The sequence below is a fragment of the Rhizobium sp. 007 genome (genome assembly GCF_015353075.1).
Taxonomy (GTDB): domain Bacteria; phylum Pseudomonadota; class Alphaproteobacteria; order Rhizobiales; family Rhizobiaceae; genus Rhizobium.
The window spans coordinates 2,371,855-2,390,255 of record NZ_CP064187.1 but is presented as its reverse complement, the minus strand read 5'-3'; the positions used below and the strand labels follow the sequence as shown (position 1 = coordinate 2,390,255).

Here is an 18,401-nt window from a genome sequence, read left to right as displayed (position 1 = left end):
CTATGCCGTGTTGTTGGTACGGATCGGCTGGATCAAGATGTCGGTCGGAATCTCGAGATGCTCATGCAGCCGGCGGATCATTTCAAGCGAGAGGGATCGCCTGCGATTGAGAATTTCCGCTACGCGTCCAAGGCTGCCGAGCATCGGTTGAAGGTCCTTGCAGCTCAAGCCCTGTTGATGCATGCGTAAATAGAATGGCGGCGACTGGGTCGGGCAGATGGATTGGAGAGTGTGACGCCTCATAAGCATCGATGAGCGTCGCGAGAATGTCCAGTTTGTCTGCTTCAGAGAGTGAGGCTGCTCTTCGCTGCCTTGCCCGCCACATAAGTCTCCGCGATCGCCCGGTCGTCGCCCATCGTCTGGAGCAGGAAAAGTTCTTCCGGCAGCGTCTTCACCACGTCCATCTTCAACGCCATGGCAGGCGTTGCCGCGGCGTTGAGGACGACGAGATCGGCGTCCGTGCCTTCATCCAGGGTGCCGATGCTATCGGCGAGCGAGAGCGCCTCGGCGTTGCCGAGCGTCATGTAATAATAGCTTTCGAGCGGGTTGAGGCGCTCGCCGAGGAGCTGCTGGATCTTGTAGGCTTCGTCCATGGTGCGCAGCATCGAATAGCTGGAGCCGCCGCCGATGTCGGTGGCAACGCCGATCCTGACGGTTTTTTCGCGGCGCGCCAGTGCCTTCAGCGGGAAGAGGCCGGAGCCGAGGAAGAGGTTCGAGGTCGGGCAATGGACTGCAACCGAACCGGCTTCGCTCATGGCATCTGCCTCGCGCTCGGAGAGGTGAATGCAGTGGCCGAAGAGGCTCTTCGGGCCTAGCAGGCCGTAGCGGGCGTAGATATCGGTGTAGTCGATCGCGTCCGGATAAAGCTCGCAGGTGAACCTGATCTCATCGTGGTTTTCCGAAAGATGCGTCTGGATGTGCAGGTCCGGAAATTCCTGGGCGAGAGCCTCGGCCGCCGCCATCTGCTGCGGCGTCGAAGTGATGGCGAAGCGCGGGGTGATGGCGACGTGGTTTCGGCCCTTGCCGTGCCAGTCGGCAATCACCTGCCGCGTTTCGTCATAGCCCATCTCAGGCGTGTCGAGCAGGCCCTGCGGGGCATTGCGGTCCATCATCACCTTGCCGCCGACCATGCACATGTTGCGGCGCATGGCCTCCGAGAAGTAGGCGTCGGCGGAGGTCTTATGGACGGAGCAATAGGCGGCAGCCGTCGTCGTGCCGTGGCGGGCCAGTTCGTCGTAGAAATGCGACGCGATCTTTTCGGCATGCGCGGTTTCGACGAAGCGGCATTCTTCCGGGAAGGTGTAGGTGTTCAGCCATTCGAGCAGGTTGGCTGCGTACGAGGCGATCACCTGCATCTGCGGAAAATGCAGATGCGTGTCGATGAAGCCCGGCATAATGAGGTATGGGCGGTGGTCGATCTCGACCGCATCTGCCGGAGCCTTCTTCCTGATGTCGGAATAGGCGCCGATCGCCGCGATCTTGCCTGCCTCGATCAGCAGGCCGCCGTCGCTCTCGTAGCGGTAGCTGTCCGTATCAGTGACGCTGAGGGGCGCGCGCTTGAACGAGAGCAGGCGCCCGCGCAGGAGTTTGGTCATCATTGCTGTTTGCCTTCGACTGCGCTTTCGAACCAGGCGACGAGCAGTTTCCGCTCGTCCGACGTGATCTCCGTCACGTTGCCGGGCGGCATGGCATGGCTGCGGCCTGCCTGTATATAGATTTCACGCGCATGGGCGGCGATTTCCGCGTCGTTTTCGAAGATGACGCCGTTCGGCGGCCGGGCAAGGCCCTCATAGACTGGCTCGGCGGCATGACACATCGAACAGCGTGTGCCGATCACCTCCTTGACCGCAGGGAAGTGGGGATCACCCGCAAACTGATGGAAGGCCGGCGCGACGGCAGCCGTTTCGCTTCCACCGGTCAGCACCTTAGGCACCGTCGAAAGCCACATGATGATGATGAAGAGGATGACTGTCGCGATCCAGGTCCAGGTCGGGCGCCCCTTGCGTGCGTGCGTCGTGTTGAACCAGTGGCGGATGGTGACGCCCATCAGGAAGACGAGGGCTGCGATCACCCAGTTGAAGGCGGTGCCGAAGGCCAGCGGATAGTGGTTCGACAGCATGAAGAAGATGACTGGCAGCGTCAGGTAGTTGTTGTGTAGTGAGCGCTGCTTGGCGACCGCGCCGTATTTCGGATCCGGCGTGCGTCCGGCGATAAGGTCGGCGACGACGATCTTCTGGTTGGGGATGATGATCATAAAGACGTTGGCCGACATGATCGTCGCCGTGAAGGCGCCGAGATGCAGGAAGGCGGCGCGGCCGGTGAAGAGCTGCGTATAGCCCCAGGCCATGAAGACGATCACGCCGTAGAGCACCGCCATCAGGCCCCAGGTGTTCTTGCCGAGCGGCGACTTGCAGAGCAGGTCGTAGACGATCCAGCCGACGGCCAGCGAGGCGAGCGAGATCAGGATCGCGACAGGCGCGCTGATGTCCAGCACATGGCGGTCGATGAGGAAGAGGTCCGCTCCGCCGTAATAAACGATGCAGAGCATCAGGAAGCCGGAGAGCCAAGTGAAGTAGCTTTCGTATTTGAACCAGGTCAGATGCTCCGGCATCTGCGCCGGCGCCACCAGATACTTCTGGATGTGGTAGAAGCCGCCGCCATGCACCTGCCACTCCTCGCCATAGGCGCCCGGCGGAAGATGCGGACGCTTCACCAGCCCGAGATCAAGCGCGATGAAATAGAAGGACGAGCCGATCCAGGCGATCGCGGTGATGACGTGAAACCAGCGTGTCGCAAAAGCCAGCCATTCCCACGCTATGGCATATTCATACATTCAGTTCCCCTGTCTTCCTCCGACTCGCCACATTGCAGAAAGTTGCTGCGGGAGGGAAGGGGAAAGACGTCAGCCGCTTGCTTGCCGAGGAGCACGCATCGGCGATTGTTTCCCTCGATTATTGTGAAGGCAGAGGATTTGCTGTCCGCGCAATTCATTTCTGTGAAAGTCCTGGCAGTTTAATCGTCAGGGCTGGCTTGATCGAAGCAGGGCTGCCAAAAGGTCGAGCTCTGCCGAGCGTCTCAAACGGGTAACACCGATCTTTCGGCCGCGATTGAGGCTGCCCCCGAGAGCATTGCCGTCACGCATTTCCGCACGATAAGCCTCAATTCGGTCTCCGTCAGCATGGATTATGTGACCGTGAGGTCATTGAAAGTTGCGGACGGTTTAAGGCAGCAAGTCTGGTTTGAGTATGTTGCACTGCAGAATTTAGTGATCCTTGAAATGTCACGACTCGGTTACAATTACCATTATGGGCCGCCAGGATGAGGTGGAAACCGCATTGAGGCGGCGCATTCATCGACGGAGAAGATGCCCATGCGCAGCATTCTGGCAGGTGTGATGATTGCGTTCGCGTCGAGTGTAAGTGCCCACGACGCGCCAGCGGGTTGGTCTTACGAACCCTTCTGTTGCAATGGCGACAACCATACTGGCGATTGCCAGATGATTCCTTCGAAAAGCGTCAAGGTGACGCCCAGAGGGTATCGGGTGACGCTGTTGCCCGGCGACCACCGGCTGGTGACGCGGGCGCATGTCTTCATGCTGCCGATGACGAAGGCGATGCAATCCGGCGATGGCGAATATCACCTCTGCCTGTTCCCGAACGAGGACACGCCGCGCTGCTTTTACGCGCCGGAAATGGGCTATTGAGCGCGCTCAGAGAGCGTGTGCGTCCATCTCGCCGATGATCCAGTTCCGGAAGGCCCTGATCTTCGGCACATTCCTTCGGCTTTCCGGATAGGCGAGCCAGTAGTCGGCGCCGTCGTAGCAGACGAGGTCGAAGGGCTGGCAGAGCCTACCGGCGGCGAGATCGTCCGAATAAAATTCCGGCGTCAAGATCGCAACGCCTTGGCCGGCAATTGCGGCACTTGCTTCAAAGGACTGCGCGCCGAGCCTTGAGCGAGGACGACCGGCAAGATCGGGGTTTGGTACGCCGGCCTCGGTGAACCACTGGAGCCACCAAGGGTCTCCGGCATCGATCAGCCGCAGCTTCAGCAGGTCGGCCGGTGAATGGATGCCGCCGATCGACTCGGCCAATGCGGGCGCCAGCATCGGCGTAAACGTCACCTTCATCAGCATATGGGAACGCAGGCCCGGCCAGTTGCCTTTGCCGCTGCGGAGTGCGAGATCCGCGGACTCGCGCGAAAAATCGATCAGCGTGTCTGAGGTTTTCAATCTTACGGCAGTGCTCGGATATTTCAGGTGAAACGAGCCTATATGTCTCGCCAGCCACTGCGCCGCAAAGGTCGGAGTCGAGTGGATAAGCAGCATTTCTTCTGCTGCGGCGCTGACGGAGGCGACTGCTTCGCTCAGGATGGCAAAACCTTCCGTCACCCTCGGCGCCAGCCGTTCGCCGGTATCCGTCAGGCTGATCTGGCGCGGGCGGCGCAGGAACAGCGGTTCGCCGATACTCTCCTCCAGCAGTTTCACCTGATAACTCACAGCCGTCTGCGTCATGCCGAGCTCTTCGCCCGCCTTCGTGAAGCTGCGAAGCCGCGCCACGGCTTCGAAGACGCGCAGCGCATTCAGCGGGAACTGTTTCGACAGCTTCATGGATAAGTTCTCTTTATGCACATAGACGGTTGTTCGATTGGAATTGCACCATTTTTAGCGGCAATCTGCAAGCCTCAGCATCAGTTGAACAAGGGTGACGTCATGGATTGCCATGCTATCGAAGAGAACACAAATCTCGTCAATCTTTCGCTTTTGTCACTTGTTTCAGGCGTGACAGGGTGGGCTTATGGCAAGATCTTCCACCCGTCGCGGCTCGATCTCGACGGCGTTCCCGATCGTGTAAAGCGCGATCTTGGCTTCCTGGACGGGCGCGATCCCCGTTACGAGAGCGATCTCTGCCGATAGGCCGAAAGTGCCGTCAGTATTTCGGCAGCGGTCATGGCGGCGATCACGTCCGGCCGCTTGTCCCTGACAACCGAGCCGCCGATCGGCAGGGTGAGGCGGTCGAGCCAGTTCCGCTCGCCGCCTTCGCGCGAAAGCCAGTTTGCAAAGGCTGCCCGTTTCGTGGCCGAGCCGATCATGCCGGTATAGGCAAGATCGGTTCTCGCCAGCGCCTCGCGGGCGATCAGAAAGTCCAACGCATGGTCGTGCGTCAGGATGACGACGGCGGAGCCCGCGGGCATCTCCTTCACCAGCGCTTCCGGCATCGGCGTAAGCTGCGTCTTCGCTTCCGATGGCAGGTTTGCAAGCTCTTCCTTACGCGTCTCGACCACTGTCACGAAGAGCGGCAGCGGCGCAAGTGCGGCCGCGAGCGCATGCCCGACATGGCCTGCGCCGAAAACATAGACGTCCGGAAAGCGTGACGTTTCTTCGGCCTGCCTTGCTTTCAGCTCTGTCATCAGATCATCCGTCACCCGCCGGAACCGCAACTCAGCACGCCCGCCGCAACATTGCCCGATCTCCGGCCCAAGCGGAATATTCATGGTCGCCCTGCCGCTGCCTATAAGCAGGTCTCGTGCGTTGCGGATCACCATGAACTCCAACTGCCCGCCGCCGATCGTGCCCCAGGTGGCATTTTCGGCGACGAGCATGAAGGTGCCGGCTTCGCGCGGCGTGGAGCCTTGGGTTTCGACAATGTCGATGAGGATGATGGCGGGGTGAGCGGACGTGAAGGCGAGGAAAGAGGACGTCATGGCGCGAAAGCACCCCCCTCTGTCCTGCGTGACACCTCCCTCACAAGTGGGAAGACTGATATGAAATTATCGCAGCCTGCTGATTGCAGGGAGTCACTGCCTCTAGCCGGGCAAGTCTTGCTCCCCCGCTCATTCACCTTGGCTTGAGGCATCAGTAAGCCAGCCACTCTCACACCCGCTTCATCCGCTCCACCGCCATCAGGACCCGCTCCGGTGTTGCCGGGGCGTCGAGCCGTGGGCAGACCTTGTAGTCGGCGACGCTGGCCACCGCCATCGAGAGTGCTTCGAGCACGGAGATCGCCAGCATGAGCGGCGGTTCGCCGACGGCCTTTGAGCGGCCGATGGTGGGCTCGGCATTTTCCGACCATTCGGCGAGACGGACGTTGAAGATCTTCGGCCGGTCGGAGGCAAGCGGGATCTTGTAGGTCGAGGGCGCATGCGTGCGCAGCCGGCCCTTGTCGTCCCACCAGAGTTCTTCCGTCGTCAGCCAGCCCATGCCCTGCACGAAGCCGCCTTCCACCTGGCCGATGTCGATCGCCGGATTCAGCGAGCGGCCGACGTCGTGCAGGATGTCGGTGCGGTCGATCAGGTATTCGCCGGTCAGGGTGTCGATCGAGACTTCGCTGCAGGCGGCGCCATACGCGAAATAATAGAACGGCGTGCCGCGCCCTGCTGCCCGATCCCAGTGGATTTTCGGCGTCTTGTAGAAGCCCGCTGCCGAGAGCTGCACGCGGGCGAAATAGGCTTGCTTGATGAAATCGGGGAAGGGGACTTCCTTCTCGCCGACGCGCACCCGGTTCGGCAAAAAGACGATTTCTGCCGGATCGACGCTCCATTTGTCTGCGGCGAAGGCAACGAGCCGCTCCTTGATCTGCCGCGCAGCGTCATAGGCGGCCATGCCGTTCAGGTCGGAACCGGAGGAGGCGGCGGTCGCAGACGTATTCGGAACCTTGCCGGTGGTCGTCGCGGTGATCTTCACGCGGTCGATATCGACCTGGAAGCTGTCGGACAGCACCTGCGCCACCTTGGTATAAAGGCCCTGGCCCATCTCCGTGCCGCCATGGTTCAGATGGATCGAACCGTCCTGATAGATATGCACCAGGGCGCCCGCCTGGTTGAAGGCGGTCATTGTGAAGGAGATGCCGAATTTCACCGGCGTCAGCGCAATGCCCTTGCGGATGTAGCGGCTGTCGCGATTGAAACCGATGATGGCATTGCGGCGGGCCCGGTAATTGGCGCTCTCCTCCAATTCCTCGACGATGCGCAGGATGATGTTGTCTTCAACGTCCTGGTGGTAGGGCGTCGTCGTGCGGCCGGAACCGGGCTGACCGTAGAAGTTCAGTTTGCGGATTTCGAGCGGGTCCTTGCCAATCGCATAAGCGATCTCCTCGATGAAGCGCTCGGCTCCCAGCATGCCCTGCGGCCCCCCGAAACCGCGGAAGGCAGTATTCGAGGGGGTATGCGTCTTCAGCGGCATCGAGGTCAGATGCACATGCGGATAGAAATAGCTGGAATCGGCATGGAAGAGGGCGCGGTCCGTCACCGGGCCGGACAGGTCCGACGAGAAGCCGCAGCGCGCCGCGTAGGTTGCGTCGACGGCGTGGATGCGGCCTTCATTGTCGAAGGCGAGCTCGTAATCCACCAGGAAGTCGTGGCGCTTGCCGGTGGCGCTCATGTCCTCGTCGCGGTCGGGGCGGAATTTAACGGCACGTTTCAGCTTTTTGGCGGCAATTGCGGCAAGCGCTGCAAACTGGTTGCCCTGCGTTTCCTTGCCGCCGAAGCCGCCGCCCATGCGGCGCACATTCACCGTAACGGCATTCGACGGAATGTTCAGCACGTGGCCGACGATATGCTGGATTTCGCTCGGGTGCTGTGTGGAGGACCAGACGGTCACCTCGTCGTCCTCGCCGGGGATCGCCATGGCGACGTGGCCTTCGAGGTAAAAATGCTCCTGCCCGCCGATGCGCATTTGGCCTTTCAGCCGGTGCGGGGCATTGTCCATCTCGGCCTTGGCGTCGCCGCGCTGCAGCGTCATCGGCGCGATGACGAGCGGGCTGCCGTTTTCGAGCGCGCCGTCGATATCGCTCCAGTGCGGCAGATCGCGATACTCGATCTTCGCCTTTTGTGCGGCCTTCCGTGCTGCATCGCGGGTCTCGGCGATCACCGCAAAGACCGGCTGGCCGTGGAACTCGACCTCGGTTTCGGCAAGCAACGGCTCGTCATGGCTGCCGTTTGAACTGACGTCGTTGACGCCCGGCACGTCCTTGCCGGTGAATACCCAAACGACGCCGGGGTGCCGGCGGACTTCGGAAAGGTCCATGCTGAGGATCTCGGCATGGGCGCGGTCGGACATTCCGAGCGCGCCGTGCAGCAGGCCCGCGGGTTCCGGAATATCGTCGATATAATCGGCAGTTCCGGTGACATGCTTATGCGCTGAATCATGTTTCAGTGCGCTGTGCATGGGACCGCTGATGATGACCTTGGCGGTGTCGAAGGTGGATTTATCCATCAGATGGCTCCTCCGAGTTGCCTGCACTGGCGCTTGGTGTCCACTCTAGCCGCTCGGACGTGGATGCTCGGCTCAAGCCCGAGCATGACGGACCCGGCGGGGAGAAGGTGGCGGCAGCCGGATGAGGGGGCCTGCTTGCGGCGATGTTGATGATCGTCATCACGCCACCCCCTCGAACCGCTTCAATTCCACTGGCGTTCCAACCGTTTCCAGGTAAAAGCGCCTCAGCAGGTTCTTTGCCGTCAGTTGCCGGTACTCGGCGGTGGCGCGCCAGTCGGTCAGCGGCTGGAAATCGGCGTCGAAGGCGTCGCGTGCTCTGTCGACGGTTTCCTCGTTCCACGGCTTGCCGATGAGATCGGATTCGACGGTGCGGGCGCGCTTCGGCGTTCCGGCCATGCCGCCGAAGGCGATGCGGATGTCGTTGACGTCGCCTGCCTCGTCGAGTGTTAGATAGAAGGCGCCGAGCACGGCAGTGATGTCCTCGTCGCGACGTTTGGTGATCTTGTAGACCGCGAACTGGCTGCCTTCGGCCGGGTAGGGCATGAAGACGCTCTCGACGAATTCGCCAGGCTTGCGGTCCTGGTTGCCGTATTCGATAAAATAATCCTCGAGCCGCAGCATGCGCGTGCCCGTTGCCGAGCGCAGCTTCAGCGTGGCGCCGAGCGCAATCAAAGGCGGCGGGCTGTCACCGATCGGCGAGCCGTTGGCGATATTGCCGCCGATCGTACCCATGTTGCGCACCTGCTCGCCGCCGATGCGGTTGATGAGATTGCCGAGCGTCGGTACCTTCGGCGCAAGGATTTCGAAAGCCTTGGTATAGGTGACGCCCGCACCGATCGTCACGCCGCCATCCGTGGTCTTGATCGCCTGCAGTTCGTTCAGGTGATTGATGAAGATGGCGGGGCTCAAGGCGCGCATCTGCTTCGTCACCCAGAGTCCGACATCGGTGGAACCGGCGATGACGGTTGCCTGCGGTTCATCGGCCAGAACGCGCGCCAACGCCTCGACCGAGCCGGGAACGATCAGCCGGTCCTCGCCGGAAACAATGGTGATCGTTTCGCGTGTCTGCATCGCCCAGAGCCTGGAGACGATTTCGGAGCGGGTTTTTTCGAGCGGATCAAAGAGCGTGCTCGGACGCGCGCGGCTGACGGCTTCGGCCGCCTTGACGATCGGCTCGTAACCGGTGCAGCGACAGAGATTGCCCTGAAGCGCCTTTTCGATCTCGGGCCGTCCGGGCTTCTCGTTGGAAAGCCACAGGCCATAGAGCGACATCACGAAGCCCGGCGTGCAGAAGCCGCATTGCGAACCGTGGGAGTCCACCATCGCCTGCTGTACCGGATGCAGTGTGCCGTTCCTGGCGGCCAGATGCTCGACGGTGACGACATGCGTTCCGTTCAGCGATCCTAAGAAGCGAATACAGGCATTGACCGTCTCATAGAAGAGCTTGCCGTCGAGCAACCGGCCGACGAGCACCGTGCAGGCGCCGCAATCACCCTCGGCGCATCCTTCCTTCGTGCCGGTCAGCCGGCGCCTCAACCGCAGAAAATCGAGAAGCGTCTCGGAGGGGTGGACATCGCTCAGCGTGATGTCCTCGCCGTTGAGGATGAAGCGGATGCTGTCTTTCATGTTGTTCCTTGTTCTTGTTTTTGAAATGGTTATGCCGCAGTCCAGCCCCCGTCAATCGAGATGTGGGTGCCGGTCACCTGCCGGGCGTCGTCGCTGGCGAGGTAGAGCGCCATGGCGCCGATCTCCTCGGCCTTGACGAATTCGCGCGTCGGCTGGGCCTTGAGGATGACCTCGGTCTTCACCTGTTCCTCCGTCATTCCGCGGGCCTTGGCGGTATCCGGTATCTGCTTTTCGACGAGCGGCGTCAGCACATAGCCGGGGCAGATGGCGTTTACCGTCACGCCGAATTCGGCAAGTTCGAGCGCCGCTGTCTTCGTCAGGCCTAATATACCATGTTTTGCGGCCACATAGGCGGATTTGAAAGGCGAGGCGACGAGGCCGTGCGCCGAGGCGATATTAATAATGCGGCCATGCTTCTTCGCCTTCATCTGCGGGATGGCGGCGCGCATCGTATGAAACGAGCTCGACAGGTTGATGGCGATGATCTGGTCCCATTTCTCGATCGGGAAATCCTCGATCTTCTCGACATGCTGGATGCCGGCATTGTTGACCAGCACGTCGACGGTGCCGAAGGTCTTCGCCGCCGTGGCGATCAGGTCTGCGATCTCCGCGGGTTTCGTCATATCCGCTGGGTGGTAGAGGGCACTTCCCTCGGAAAGCGATTCAAGCCGCTCCACTATCGCCTTGATTTCGTCCGCCTTTCCGAAGCCGTTGATGACGACATTGTCGCCCTTTCCGGCAAAGGCGGTGGCGATCGCAAGCCCAATGCCGCTGGTGGATCCGGTGACGACAACGGTTCTCTTCATGCTGTTCTTCCCTATGGCTTGTTTTCGCGACGCAATATCGCGAAGGTTATGCCCAAAGCAGCGCTTCTGGCAATCGCGCGGGAGAGACGATTTGCAGGCTGGAAGGAGAGCAGCCGAGGGCGGGACGGGCGCAGCTTCTTTTTCGTTTTATTTTCTTTTCACGTTCGCTTTGGTGCCTTATTGATTTCTGCAACAAAGCAATGCGCATGGGAGGGACAGGCGTGAGCGGATATGTTTTGGCGATCGATCAAGGCACGACATCGACGCGGGCGATCATTTTCGATAGCGAGATGAGGATCGCCGGCGCGGGCCAAAAGGAGTTCACGCAGATCTATCCGCGTTCCGGCTGGGTCGAACACGATCCGGAGGAGATCTGGGATTCGGTGGTCTCCACCATCCACATGGCGCTGCGCGAGGCGAAGATCGAAGCCAAAGACATCGCGGCACTTGGCATCACCAACCAGCGCGAGACTGTTGTCGTCTGGGAACGCGAGACCGGCAAGCCGATCCAGAACGCCATCGTCTGGCAGGACCGCCGCACGGCGAGCTACTGCGACAATCTCAAGCGCCAGGGCCTCGAAAGGACGTTCACGAAGAAGACCGGGCTGATCCTCGATCCCTATTTCTCCGGCACCAAGCTTTCCTGGCTGCTGGCCAATGTGAAGGGAGCTCGGGCGCGTGCCGCCAAGGGCGAGCTTTGCTTCGGCACCATCGACACCTTCCTGATCTGGCGGCTGACCGGCGGCAAGAACTTCGTCACCGACGCCACGAATGCCTCGCGCACGCTGATGTACAATATCGCCGAGAACAAATGGGACGAAGACCTGCTCGAAATCCTGCGCGTGCCGGCCGCCATGCTGCCGCAGGTGAAGGACTGTGCGGATGAGTTCGGCGTTGCCGATGCCTCGATATTCGGCGCCGCGATCCCGATTCTCGGCGTAGCCGGCGATCAGCAGGCCGCGACCATCGGACAGGCATGCTTCGAGCCTGGCATGATGAAATCGACCTACGGCACAGGTTGCTTCGCGCTCTTGAACACCGGCGCCGACTTGGTGCGCTCCAAGAACCGGCTGCTCACCACGATCGCTTACCGCCTAAACGGCGAAACGACCTATGCGCTCGAAGGCTCGATTTTCATTGCGGGCGCGGCCGTGCAGTGGCTGCGCGACGGCCTCGGGATCATCGACCGCGCTTCGAAGACCGGCGAGCTTGCGGAACGGGCCGACCCGACACAAGAGGTCTATCTCGTCCCCGCCTTCACCGGACTTGGCGCGCCGCATTGGGACCCGGAGGCGCGCGGCGCGATCTTCGGCCTCACCCGCAACAGCGGTCCAGCCGAATTCGCCCGCGCGGCGCTCGAAGCGGTCTGCTACCAGACCCGCGACCTGCTTGATGCCATGCAAAAGGACTGGAAGAACGGCAAGGACGACACGGTGCTGCGCGTCGACGGTGGCATGGTCGCCTCCGACTGGACGATGCAGCGGCTGGCAGACTTGCTCGAAGCTCCCGTCGATCGCCCGGTCATCCTCGAAACCACCGCCCTCGGTGCTGCCTGGCTTGCCGGGAGCAGGGCGGGTGTGTGGCCCGACCGCAAGACCTTCTCCGCCACGTGGAAACGCGACCGGCGCTTCGAGCCGGACATGGATGAGAAGACGCGGGCCGCGAAGGTCAAGGGATGGCGCAATGCTGTGAAGCGGACGCTGAGCGAACTTTAGCGTTTGTTTTGGCGCAGGCTATCGCCCGCTTCAAGCGGCAATCGCTTCCCGCTTGCGCCTTGCGGGGGGAACGTAGAGCCAGCCGGCGCCGCTGCGATCGGCAACGGCCTTGATGGCGAGCGACAGGCCGATCGCGACGATCACGACAAGAGGCGCGGTCACATAGCCGCTTGCCGCGTGCGCCTTCACCAGCGTTGCGATCGCCGCCACCAGCAGCGAAACAATCATGACGTGCGTCACATAGACCGGAAGCGTGTTACGCCCGAAATAGGCGAAAGCGTGCCGAACTGGCTGCAGCCGCGACATCAGTACGGCGGTTCCGCAAAGCCATGCCAGACCGGCGATGGAAGAGAGCAGCGCCCAACTGCCTTTCTCGATGGCCTGTAGCCGCCAGCGCAACAGATAGAGTGCCGCAAACAGCAGGAAGCCGCCGAATGCCATCAGAAGCGGGCGCTGCGTGATCGTGCCGACCACGGATTTTCCGTACCAGCAACCGAAGAGGAAGAAGACAAAATACTGCAGCACATTGCGATGGGTAAAGAGATCGATCTGCAGATGCTCGCCGAAAGTCAGGATCGAGACCATGGCGGCGATCGCGACCGCCGTCGCATGATGGGCGGAAGAAAGAAGCTTCGTGGCGACCATGAAGATCGCCAATGCCCAGATGAACCAGATGCCTGTATTGGGCGCCCACCACATCTCGATCAGCTGGTAGGGATCGCTGCCTTCGGCCGGTACCAGGGCATTGGTCTGGATATAGTGGAAGAACAGCCAGCGCGCGGTGCTCCAGACGGCGAAGAGATAGATGAGCAGCCAGATCTTCCGGCTCAGGAAGTCGCGCCAGGGCGCCCGTACGGCCGATGCCGCAAGAAAGCCGGAGACGGTGAAAAACAGCGGCATCCGGATCGGCGTCATGATGCCGCTGATGCGGGCATAAAGGTCCGGCGCAATCTCGTGGAAGTCGTGGTAGAGGAGCGTGTGGTAGATGACCACGAGGATGATCGACATTCCCTTGGCGATGTCGAGCCAATCGATGCGGGTCTTTTCCTGCCGCATGGGTCCCTCTCTTAACCGTGCACTGCAGCAGGAAACAAATAGACGAAATGCGTCAAAAGCGTGGGCGTATCGCCAATCTCTTCATGGGATGGAATGCGCAGCAAGGCCGCTTGCTAATTCTGTACTGATAGGTACAATGCATTCTAATCAGTACAGGAGCTGATCATGAGCGCACTCGTCCCGCCCTTCACACCGGAAACCGCAACGCAGAAAGTCCGCATGGCAGAAGACGGCTGGAACAGCCGCAATCCGGAAGGGGTATCGCTCGTCTATACGCCGGACAGCAGCTGGCGGAACCGGGCGGAATTCATAAACGGCCGCGCGGAGATCGTTGCGTTCCTGACGCGCAAATGGGCAAAGGAGCTGGATTATCGCCTGATCAAGGAACTCTGGACCTTCGGCGAGAACCGCATTGCCGTGCGCTTCGCCTATGAGTGGCATGACGACAGCGGCAACTGGTTTCGCTCCTACGGCAACGAGAACTGGGAATTCGATGCAGCGGGCTTGATGCAGCGGCGTTTCGCCTGCATCAACGATCTGCCGATCAAGGAATCGGACCGCAAATTCCACTGGCCGCTCGGCCGGCGGCCGGATGATCATCCCGGCCTCTCCGACCTTGGTCTCTGAAGGAAGGTGGCAGCTCTGAGAACGCTCTACGAACGCGCTGACGTCGTACCGCTGCTTGCGGAAATCTTCCGCGAGCTGGGCTTCGAAGGGGCGACGCTCAGCCGGATCACCGAGCGGACGGGCATCGGCAAGGGCAGCCTCTATCACTTCTTTCCCGGTGGAAAGGAAGAGATGGCAGCAGCCGTACTCGCCGATGTTGACACCTGGTTCGAACAATTCGTTTACGAGCCGCTGCGCCGCGACGATCCTGCCGAAGCGATCGCGGCAATGTGGAAGAACGCCGACGCCTATTTCCGCTCCGGCGGCCGTATCTGCCTGGTCGGCGCCTTCGCGCTGGATGAAACCCGTGAACGATTTGCGGCCACCATCAACGGCTATTTCCAGCGGTGGATCGATGCGCTCGCCGGTGCCCTTGTCCGCAGCGGCCGCCCGGCCAGCGAGGCGAGCGCGACGGCGGAGAACGCCGTGCTCGGAATACAGGGGGCTCTTGTGCTGTCGCGTGCGCTCGATGACAAGGCCTTGTTCAAGCGGGCGCTGGATCAGATGGCGAAGCGGTTGATCACGTCTTGAACATAGCCGGTGCGGCAACGCGGCTGCCGGCGATCGCGGGTCTTTCACCATTACGGCTTGCCGATCTTCTCAACGATAATTTTTTGCTGCGCCCTGTCGGATGCCGGGTTACTTCTTCGTCATTGAGGAAGAGGAGTGAGAGATGCTTTACGCAATCCTTTGCTATGCCAATGAAGAGACGGTTTTCTCCTGGTCCAAGGAGGAAGAAGACGCCGTCATGGCGAAGCTCCATGCCGTGCAGGCCCCCGTCGCTCAGGCCGGAAGACTCGGTCCGACCGGCCGGCTGATGCCGACGACAGCGGCGACCACCGTGCGCAAGGGCAAGGAAGAACCGCTCGTGCTCGACGGTCCTTTCGCGGAAACCAAGGAAGCGCTTCTCGGTTTTTACGTCGTCGATTTTGAGACCCTGGACGAGGCGATCGCTTTTTCGAAGGAGCTGTCGGCGGTCAATCCAGGCTCGACGTCCTATGAAATTCGGCCGTTTTACGTTTTCCGGCCCGGAGAAGCCTCGACATGACGGATATCGCCTGGATCGACGTTGCGCTGACTGCTGCCCGGCCGAAGGCGCTGGGCGCGCTGCTGCGTTACTTCCGCGATCTCGACATTGCGGAAGAAGCGTTTCAAGAGGCGTGTCTGCGGGCAATCCGCACTTGGCCGGACAAAGGCCCGCCGCGCGATCCGATCGCCTGGCTGATCTTCGTCGGCCGCAACAGCGGTATCGACGCCGTGCGCAAGCAGGCAAAGACCCAGGCGTTGCCGGATGAAGACCTGATTTCCGACAAGGAGGATGCCGAAAGCGATATCGCCGACCGGCTGGACGAATCCAACTATCGCGACGATATCCTGCGGCTGCTCTTCATCTGCTGTCATCCGGATCTGCCGGCCACCCAGCAGATCGCGCTGGCATTGCGCATCGTTTCCGGGCTCTCCGTGCAGCAAATCGCGCGGGCCTTTCTCGTCGGCGAAAGTGCCATGGAGCAGCGGATTACCCGCGCCAAGGCACGCGTCGCGAAAGCCGGCGTGCCGTTCGAGACGCCGGGTCCCGAGGAGCGGGCGCAGCGTCTGTCGATCGTCTCGACGATGATCTACCTGATCTTCAACGAGGGCTATTCGCAGGGCGATCCGAAACGCGAGGCTGCCGCCTTCAGCGACGAGGCGATCCGGCTCGGCCGTCTCCTGCTTCGCATCTTTCCGGGCGAGCCGGAGATCATGGGGCTCTTGGCGCTGATGCTGCTGCAGATCTCGCGGCGCGACGCGCGCTTCGACGCAAATGGCGAACTGGTGCTGCTCGAAGATCAGGACCGCTCGCGTTGGAATCATGCTTTGATCAACGAAGCGCTGAATCTGCTCGACAAGGCGATCCGCCACCGCCGGCCCGGACCCTATCAGTTGCAGGCGGCAATTGCGGCTATCCATTCTCGGGCGAAGCGAGCTGAAGACACGGACTGGGAAGAGATCGATCTGCTCTACCGCGTGCTCGAGCGCCTTCAGCCGTCCCCGGTCGTCACGCTCAACCGGGCGGTTGCGATTTCGAAGCTCAAGGGACCGGAGGAGGCCTTGCGGCTTGTCGAAACGCTCGGTGAAAAGCTCGACGGCTATTTCTACTATCATGGCCTGCGCGGCGGCCTGCTGAAGCAGATGGGCCGGGCGAGGGAGGCGCGCGAAGCCTTCGACCGCGCGATCGCGCTTGCAAATTCCGCTGCCGAAGCGGCTCATATCCGCCTGCAGATCGACAAGCTGCAGAGCGAGCCGGCACACCCGGTTGCGAAATAAACTTCAAGAAATAATCGTGGGCGATGTCGGAACGGCAAATGGCGACACGTCTTTGTAACAACCTGATGGAAAACAGGTTTCGCTCAACAGGAGGAATGCTGAAATGATTGCCGATGCAAAACATGAACTCGTTCTCGTCCGCGAATTCGATGCCCCGCGCGAAAAGATATTCAAGGCCTGGACCGATCCGGAACTTATGAAGGAATGGTTCGTCCCGCGCCCCTGGACCGTGTCCAAGGTCGAAAGCGACGTTCGCCCGGGCGGTTCGAGCCTTGTCGTCATGCGCAGCCCGGAAGGCCAGGAATTTCCAAACCACGGCGTCTATCTGGAAGTCGTCGAAAACGAGAAGATCGTCCTGACTGACGCCTATACCAGCGCCTGGGTTCCATCCGAAAAACCCTTCATGACCGCCGTGGTGCTTCTCGAAGACCTCGGCAACGGCCGGACCAAGTACACCGCCAAGGCACTGCATTGGCGGGCCGAAGACAAGGAAGAGCACGAAAAGATGGGCTTCCACGAAGGCTGGGGCAAGGCTGCCGATCAGCTCGCCGAGCTTCTGGCCCGCATCTGACTTTCCGCAATGGAGCAGGAGATCGGTGCTGAACGCCGCTCTCCTGACCGGTCATTATCATTGTAAAGCTGTTCGGAAATTGATTCCGTTGAAGCTGCGAAGTGGTTCATTTTACAGTAGAAATGCGAGTTTTTCGCCCGCTGGCTTGCTGTGGCTGTTCCTTGGCGAGCACAGGAATCCAGCCCGCTTGCGTCCGCAAGCCGAGAAACTCTGCAGCCTGCCAGCGGACTTGCAGCTTCCCATTCAAGTACCGGGCAATGACCCATCAACTCCATCGAACGGTCCGTTCCAGAATTTCCGGTTGCCCTCCGCTGCTTGTCTTCTTATCTCCATGGGCACATTCAACGGGATGCCGATTATGGAATTGGGCCTTTATACCTTTGCCGACGTCAATCCGAACCCTGAGCGCAGCAAGGGTGCGGAGGGAGCCGATCGGCTCAAGCATCTGATCGAGGAGATCGAGCTTGCCGATCAGGTGGGGCTCGACGTCTTCGGGCTCGGCGAACATCATCGGCCCGACTATGCCGTCTCCGCGCCCGCCGTTGCGCTTGCCGCGGCTGCGGTCAAGACGAAGAATATCCGGCTGACCAGCGCCGTGACCGTGCTCTCATCGGACGATCCGGTTCGCGTGTTCCAGCAGTTTGCGACGCTTGATCTGATTTCCAACGGTCGTGCCGAGATCATGGCAGGGCGCGGCTCGTTCATCGAATCCTTTCCACTCTTCGGCTACAACCTCGAAGACTACGACCAGCTTTTTGAAGAGAAGCTTGATCTGCTGATGACGCTCCGCGAAAGCGAGACCGTCAAATGGCAGGGCGAGCTGCGGGCGCCGGTCAACGGCCGCGGTGTCTATCCGCGCCCGCTGCAGGACCCGTTGCCACTCTGGATCGCTGTTGGCGGCACGCCGCAATCGGTGGCGCGCGCCGGTGCGCTCGGCTTGCCGGTGGCGCTTGCGATCATCGGCGGCGAGCCGCGCCGCTTTGCGCCGCTCTTCGATCTCTATCGCGAGGCTGCGCGCCGGGCAGGGCAGGACCAGGCGAAGCTGAAGACCAGCATCAACGTCCACGGTTTCATCGCCGACACGACGGATGCGGCCGCCGATCAATTCTACGGCCCGCAGGCGGAGGTCATGAACCGCATCGGCCGCGAGCGAGGCTGGGGACCGACGAGCCGGGCGCATTTCGATATGTCGCGCGGCCCTTCCGGCGCGCTCTTCGTCGGAGACCCGGAGGTCGTGGCCGAAAAGATCGTCGCACATCACAAGATCTTTAGGAACGATCGCTTCCTGCTGCAGATGGCCATCGGCCTCATGCCGCATGATCAGGTGATGCGGGGCATCGAGCTCTACGGCACGAAAGTGGCCCCGCTTGTCAGAAAGGCATTGACTGATAAGGGCGAAGGGGCGAAAGCCACGGCCTGAACCCGCAATGGCCTGCGCCTTGCGGCCG

Annotated in this window: 17 protein-coding genes and 1 pseudogene; 9 read left to right on the top strand and 9 right to left on the bottom strand. The window is 61.1% G+C overall.

Features of this window, described 5'->3' with window-relative positions:
- From ISN39_RS37870 to ISN39_RS12010, 3 genes and pseudogenes are all read right to left on the bottom strand, one after another.
- Positions 1-286: pseudogene (locus ISN39_RS37870) on the bottom strand (transcriptional regulator); the annotation flags it as partial.
- Positions 285-1,598: a guanine deaminase gene (guaD, locus tag ISN39_RS12015; RefSeq protein WP_194727642.1), complete on the bottom strand. Its 1,314-nt coding sequence runs from the start codon at positions 1,596-1,598 to the stop codon at positions 285-287. The pseudogene ISN39_RS37870 and the gene guaD, both read right to left, overlap by 2 nt.
- Positions 1,595-2,833, bottom strand: a complete 1,239-nt coding sequence (locus ISN39_RS12010; protein WP_194727641.1) for a urate hydroxylase PuuD — start codon at positions 2,831-2,833, stop codon at positions 1,595-1,597. The genes guaD and ISN39_RS12010 overlap by 4 nt, the downstream gene beginning before the upstream one ends.
- A gap of 537 nt (positions 2,834-3,370) precedes the next feature.
- On the opposite strand from ISN39_RS12010, the gene ISN39_RS12005 reads away from it, so the two are divergent.
- On the top strand, positions 3,371-3,703 hold the full coding sequence (locus ISN39_RS12005) for a hypothetical protein (RefSeq protein ID WP_022714113.1): 333 nt from the start codon (positions 3,371-3,373) through the stop codon (positions 3,701-3,703).
- 6 nt (positions 3,704-3,709) lie between these two features.
- On the opposite strand, the gene ISN39_RS12000 is transcribed toward ISN39_RS12005, so the two are convergent.
- Positions 3,710-4,606 carry a LysR substrate-binding domain-containing protein gene (locus tag ISN39_RS12000; protein ID WP_194727640.1) on the bottom strand — a complete coding sequence of 299 codons (897 nt, stop codon included), beginning with the start codon at positions 4,604-4,606 and terminating at the stop codon, positions 3,710-3,712.
- A gap of 102 nt (positions 4,607-4,708) precedes the next feature.
- Between ISN39_RS12000 and ISN39_RS11995 the strand changes: the two genes are divergently transcribed.
- Entirely contained in the window at positions 4,709-4,912 is a 204-nt protein-coding gene (locus tag ISN39_RS11995) for a hypothetical protein (RefSeq protein ID WP_074070342.1), read from the top strand.
- Here ISN39_RS11995 and xdhC read toward each other — a convergent pair.
- The 4 genes from xdhC to ISN39_RS11975 form a co-directional block, all read right to left on the bottom strand.
- On the bottom strand, positions 4,888-5,700 hold the full coding sequence (gene xdhC, locus ISN39_RS11990) for a xanthine dehydrogenase accessory protein XdhC (protein ID WP_194727639.1): 813 nt from the start codon (positions 5,698-5,700) through the stop codon (positions 4,888-4,890). The two genes, ISN39_RS11995 and xdhC, sit on opposite strands and share 25 nt — an antisense overlap.
- Before the next feature lie 169 nt (positions 5,701-5,869).
- Positions 5,870-8,209, bottom strand: a complete 2,340-nt coding sequence (xdhB, locus tag ISN39_RS11985; protein ID WP_194727638.1) for a xanthine dehydrogenase molybdopterin binding subunit — start codon at positions 8,207-8,209, stop codon at positions 5,870-5,872.
- Positions 8,210-8,368: 159 nt separating this feature from the next.
- Positions 8,369-9,835 (bottom strand): xanthine dehydrogenase small subunit, encoded by a 1,467-nt coding sequence (gene xdhA, locus ISN39_RS11980; RefSeq protein ID WP_074069117.1) that lies wholly within the window; start codon positions 9,833-9,835, stop codon positions 8,369-8,371.
- 29 nt (positions 9,836-9,864) lie between these two features.
- Positions 9,865-10,641: a 3-hydroxybutyrate dehydrogenase gene (locus ISN39_RS11975; protein ID WP_092585026.1), complete on the bottom strand. Its 777-nt coding sequence runs from the start codon at positions 10,639-10,641 to the stop codon at positions 9,865-9,867.
- A 221-nt stretch (positions 10,642-10,862) separates the two neighbouring features.
- On the opposite strand from ISN39_RS11975, the gene glpK reads away from it, so the two are divergent.
- Complete coding sequence (gene glpK, locus ISN39_RS11970) at positions 10,863-12,356, top strand: glycerol kinase GlpK (protein WP_194727637.1); 1,494 nt, start codon at positions 10,863-10,865, stop codon at positions 12,354-12,356.
- 30 nt (positions 12,357-12,386) lie between these two features.
- Here the strand turns inward: glpK and ISN39_RS11965 are convergent, their stop codons facing one another.
- Positions 12,387-13,412 (bottom strand): acyltransferase family protein, encoded by a 1,026-nt coding sequence (locus ISN39_RS11965; RefSeq protein WP_194727636.1) that lies wholly within the window; start codon positions 13,410-13,412, stop codon positions 12,387-12,389.
- Positions 13,413-13,577: 165 nt separating this feature from the next.
- Between ISN39_RS11965 and ISN39_RS11960 the strand changes: the two genes are divergently transcribed.
- The 6 genes from ISN39_RS11960 (at position 13,578) to ISN39_RS11935 (ending at position 18,373) form a co-directional block, all read left to right on the top strand.
- Positions 13,578-14,039: a nuclear transport factor 2 family protein gene (locus ISN39_RS11960; protein WP_194727635.1), complete on the top strand. Its 462-nt coding sequence runs from the start codon at positions 13,578-13,580 to the stop codon at positions 14,037-14,039.
- 15 nt (positions 14,040-14,054) lie between these two features.
- Complete coding sequence (locus tag ISN39_RS11955; protein WP_194730167.1) at positions 14,055-14,609, top strand: TetR/AcrR family transcriptional regulator; 555 nt, start codon at positions 14,055-14,057, stop codon at positions 14,607-14,609.
- Between the two features lie 142 nt (positions 14,610-14,751).
- Positions 14,752-15,126, top strand: coding sequence for a YciI family protein (locus tag ISN39_RS11950; RefSeq protein ID WP_022714124.1), 375 nt, complete (start codon positions 14,752-14,754; stop codon positions 15,124-15,126).
- On the top strand, positions 15,123-16,382 hold the full coding sequence (locus ISN39_RS11945) for an RNA polymerase sigma factor (protein ID WP_194727634.1): 1,260 nt from the start codon (positions 15,123-15,125) through the stop codon (positions 16,380-16,382). The genes ISN39_RS11950 and ISN39_RS11945 overlap by 4 nt, the downstream gene beginning before the upstream one ends.
- Positions 16,383-16,485: 103 nt before the next feature.
- Complete coding sequence (locus ISN39_RS11940; RefSeq protein WP_074069110.1) at positions 16,486-16,953, top strand: SRPBCC family protein; 468 nt, start codon at positions 16,486-16,488, stop codon at positions 16,951-16,953.
- Between the two features lie 358 nt (positions 16,954-17,311).
- The gene (locus tag ISN39_RS11935) at positions 17,312-18,373 is read left to right on the top strand and encodes an LLM class flavin-dependent oxidoreductase (RefSeq protein WP_194727633.1); all 1,062 of its coding nucleotides are present in this window, start codon (positions 17,312-17,314) and stop codon (positions 18,371-18,373) included.
- Positions 18,374-18,401 lie beyond the last annotated feature (28 nt).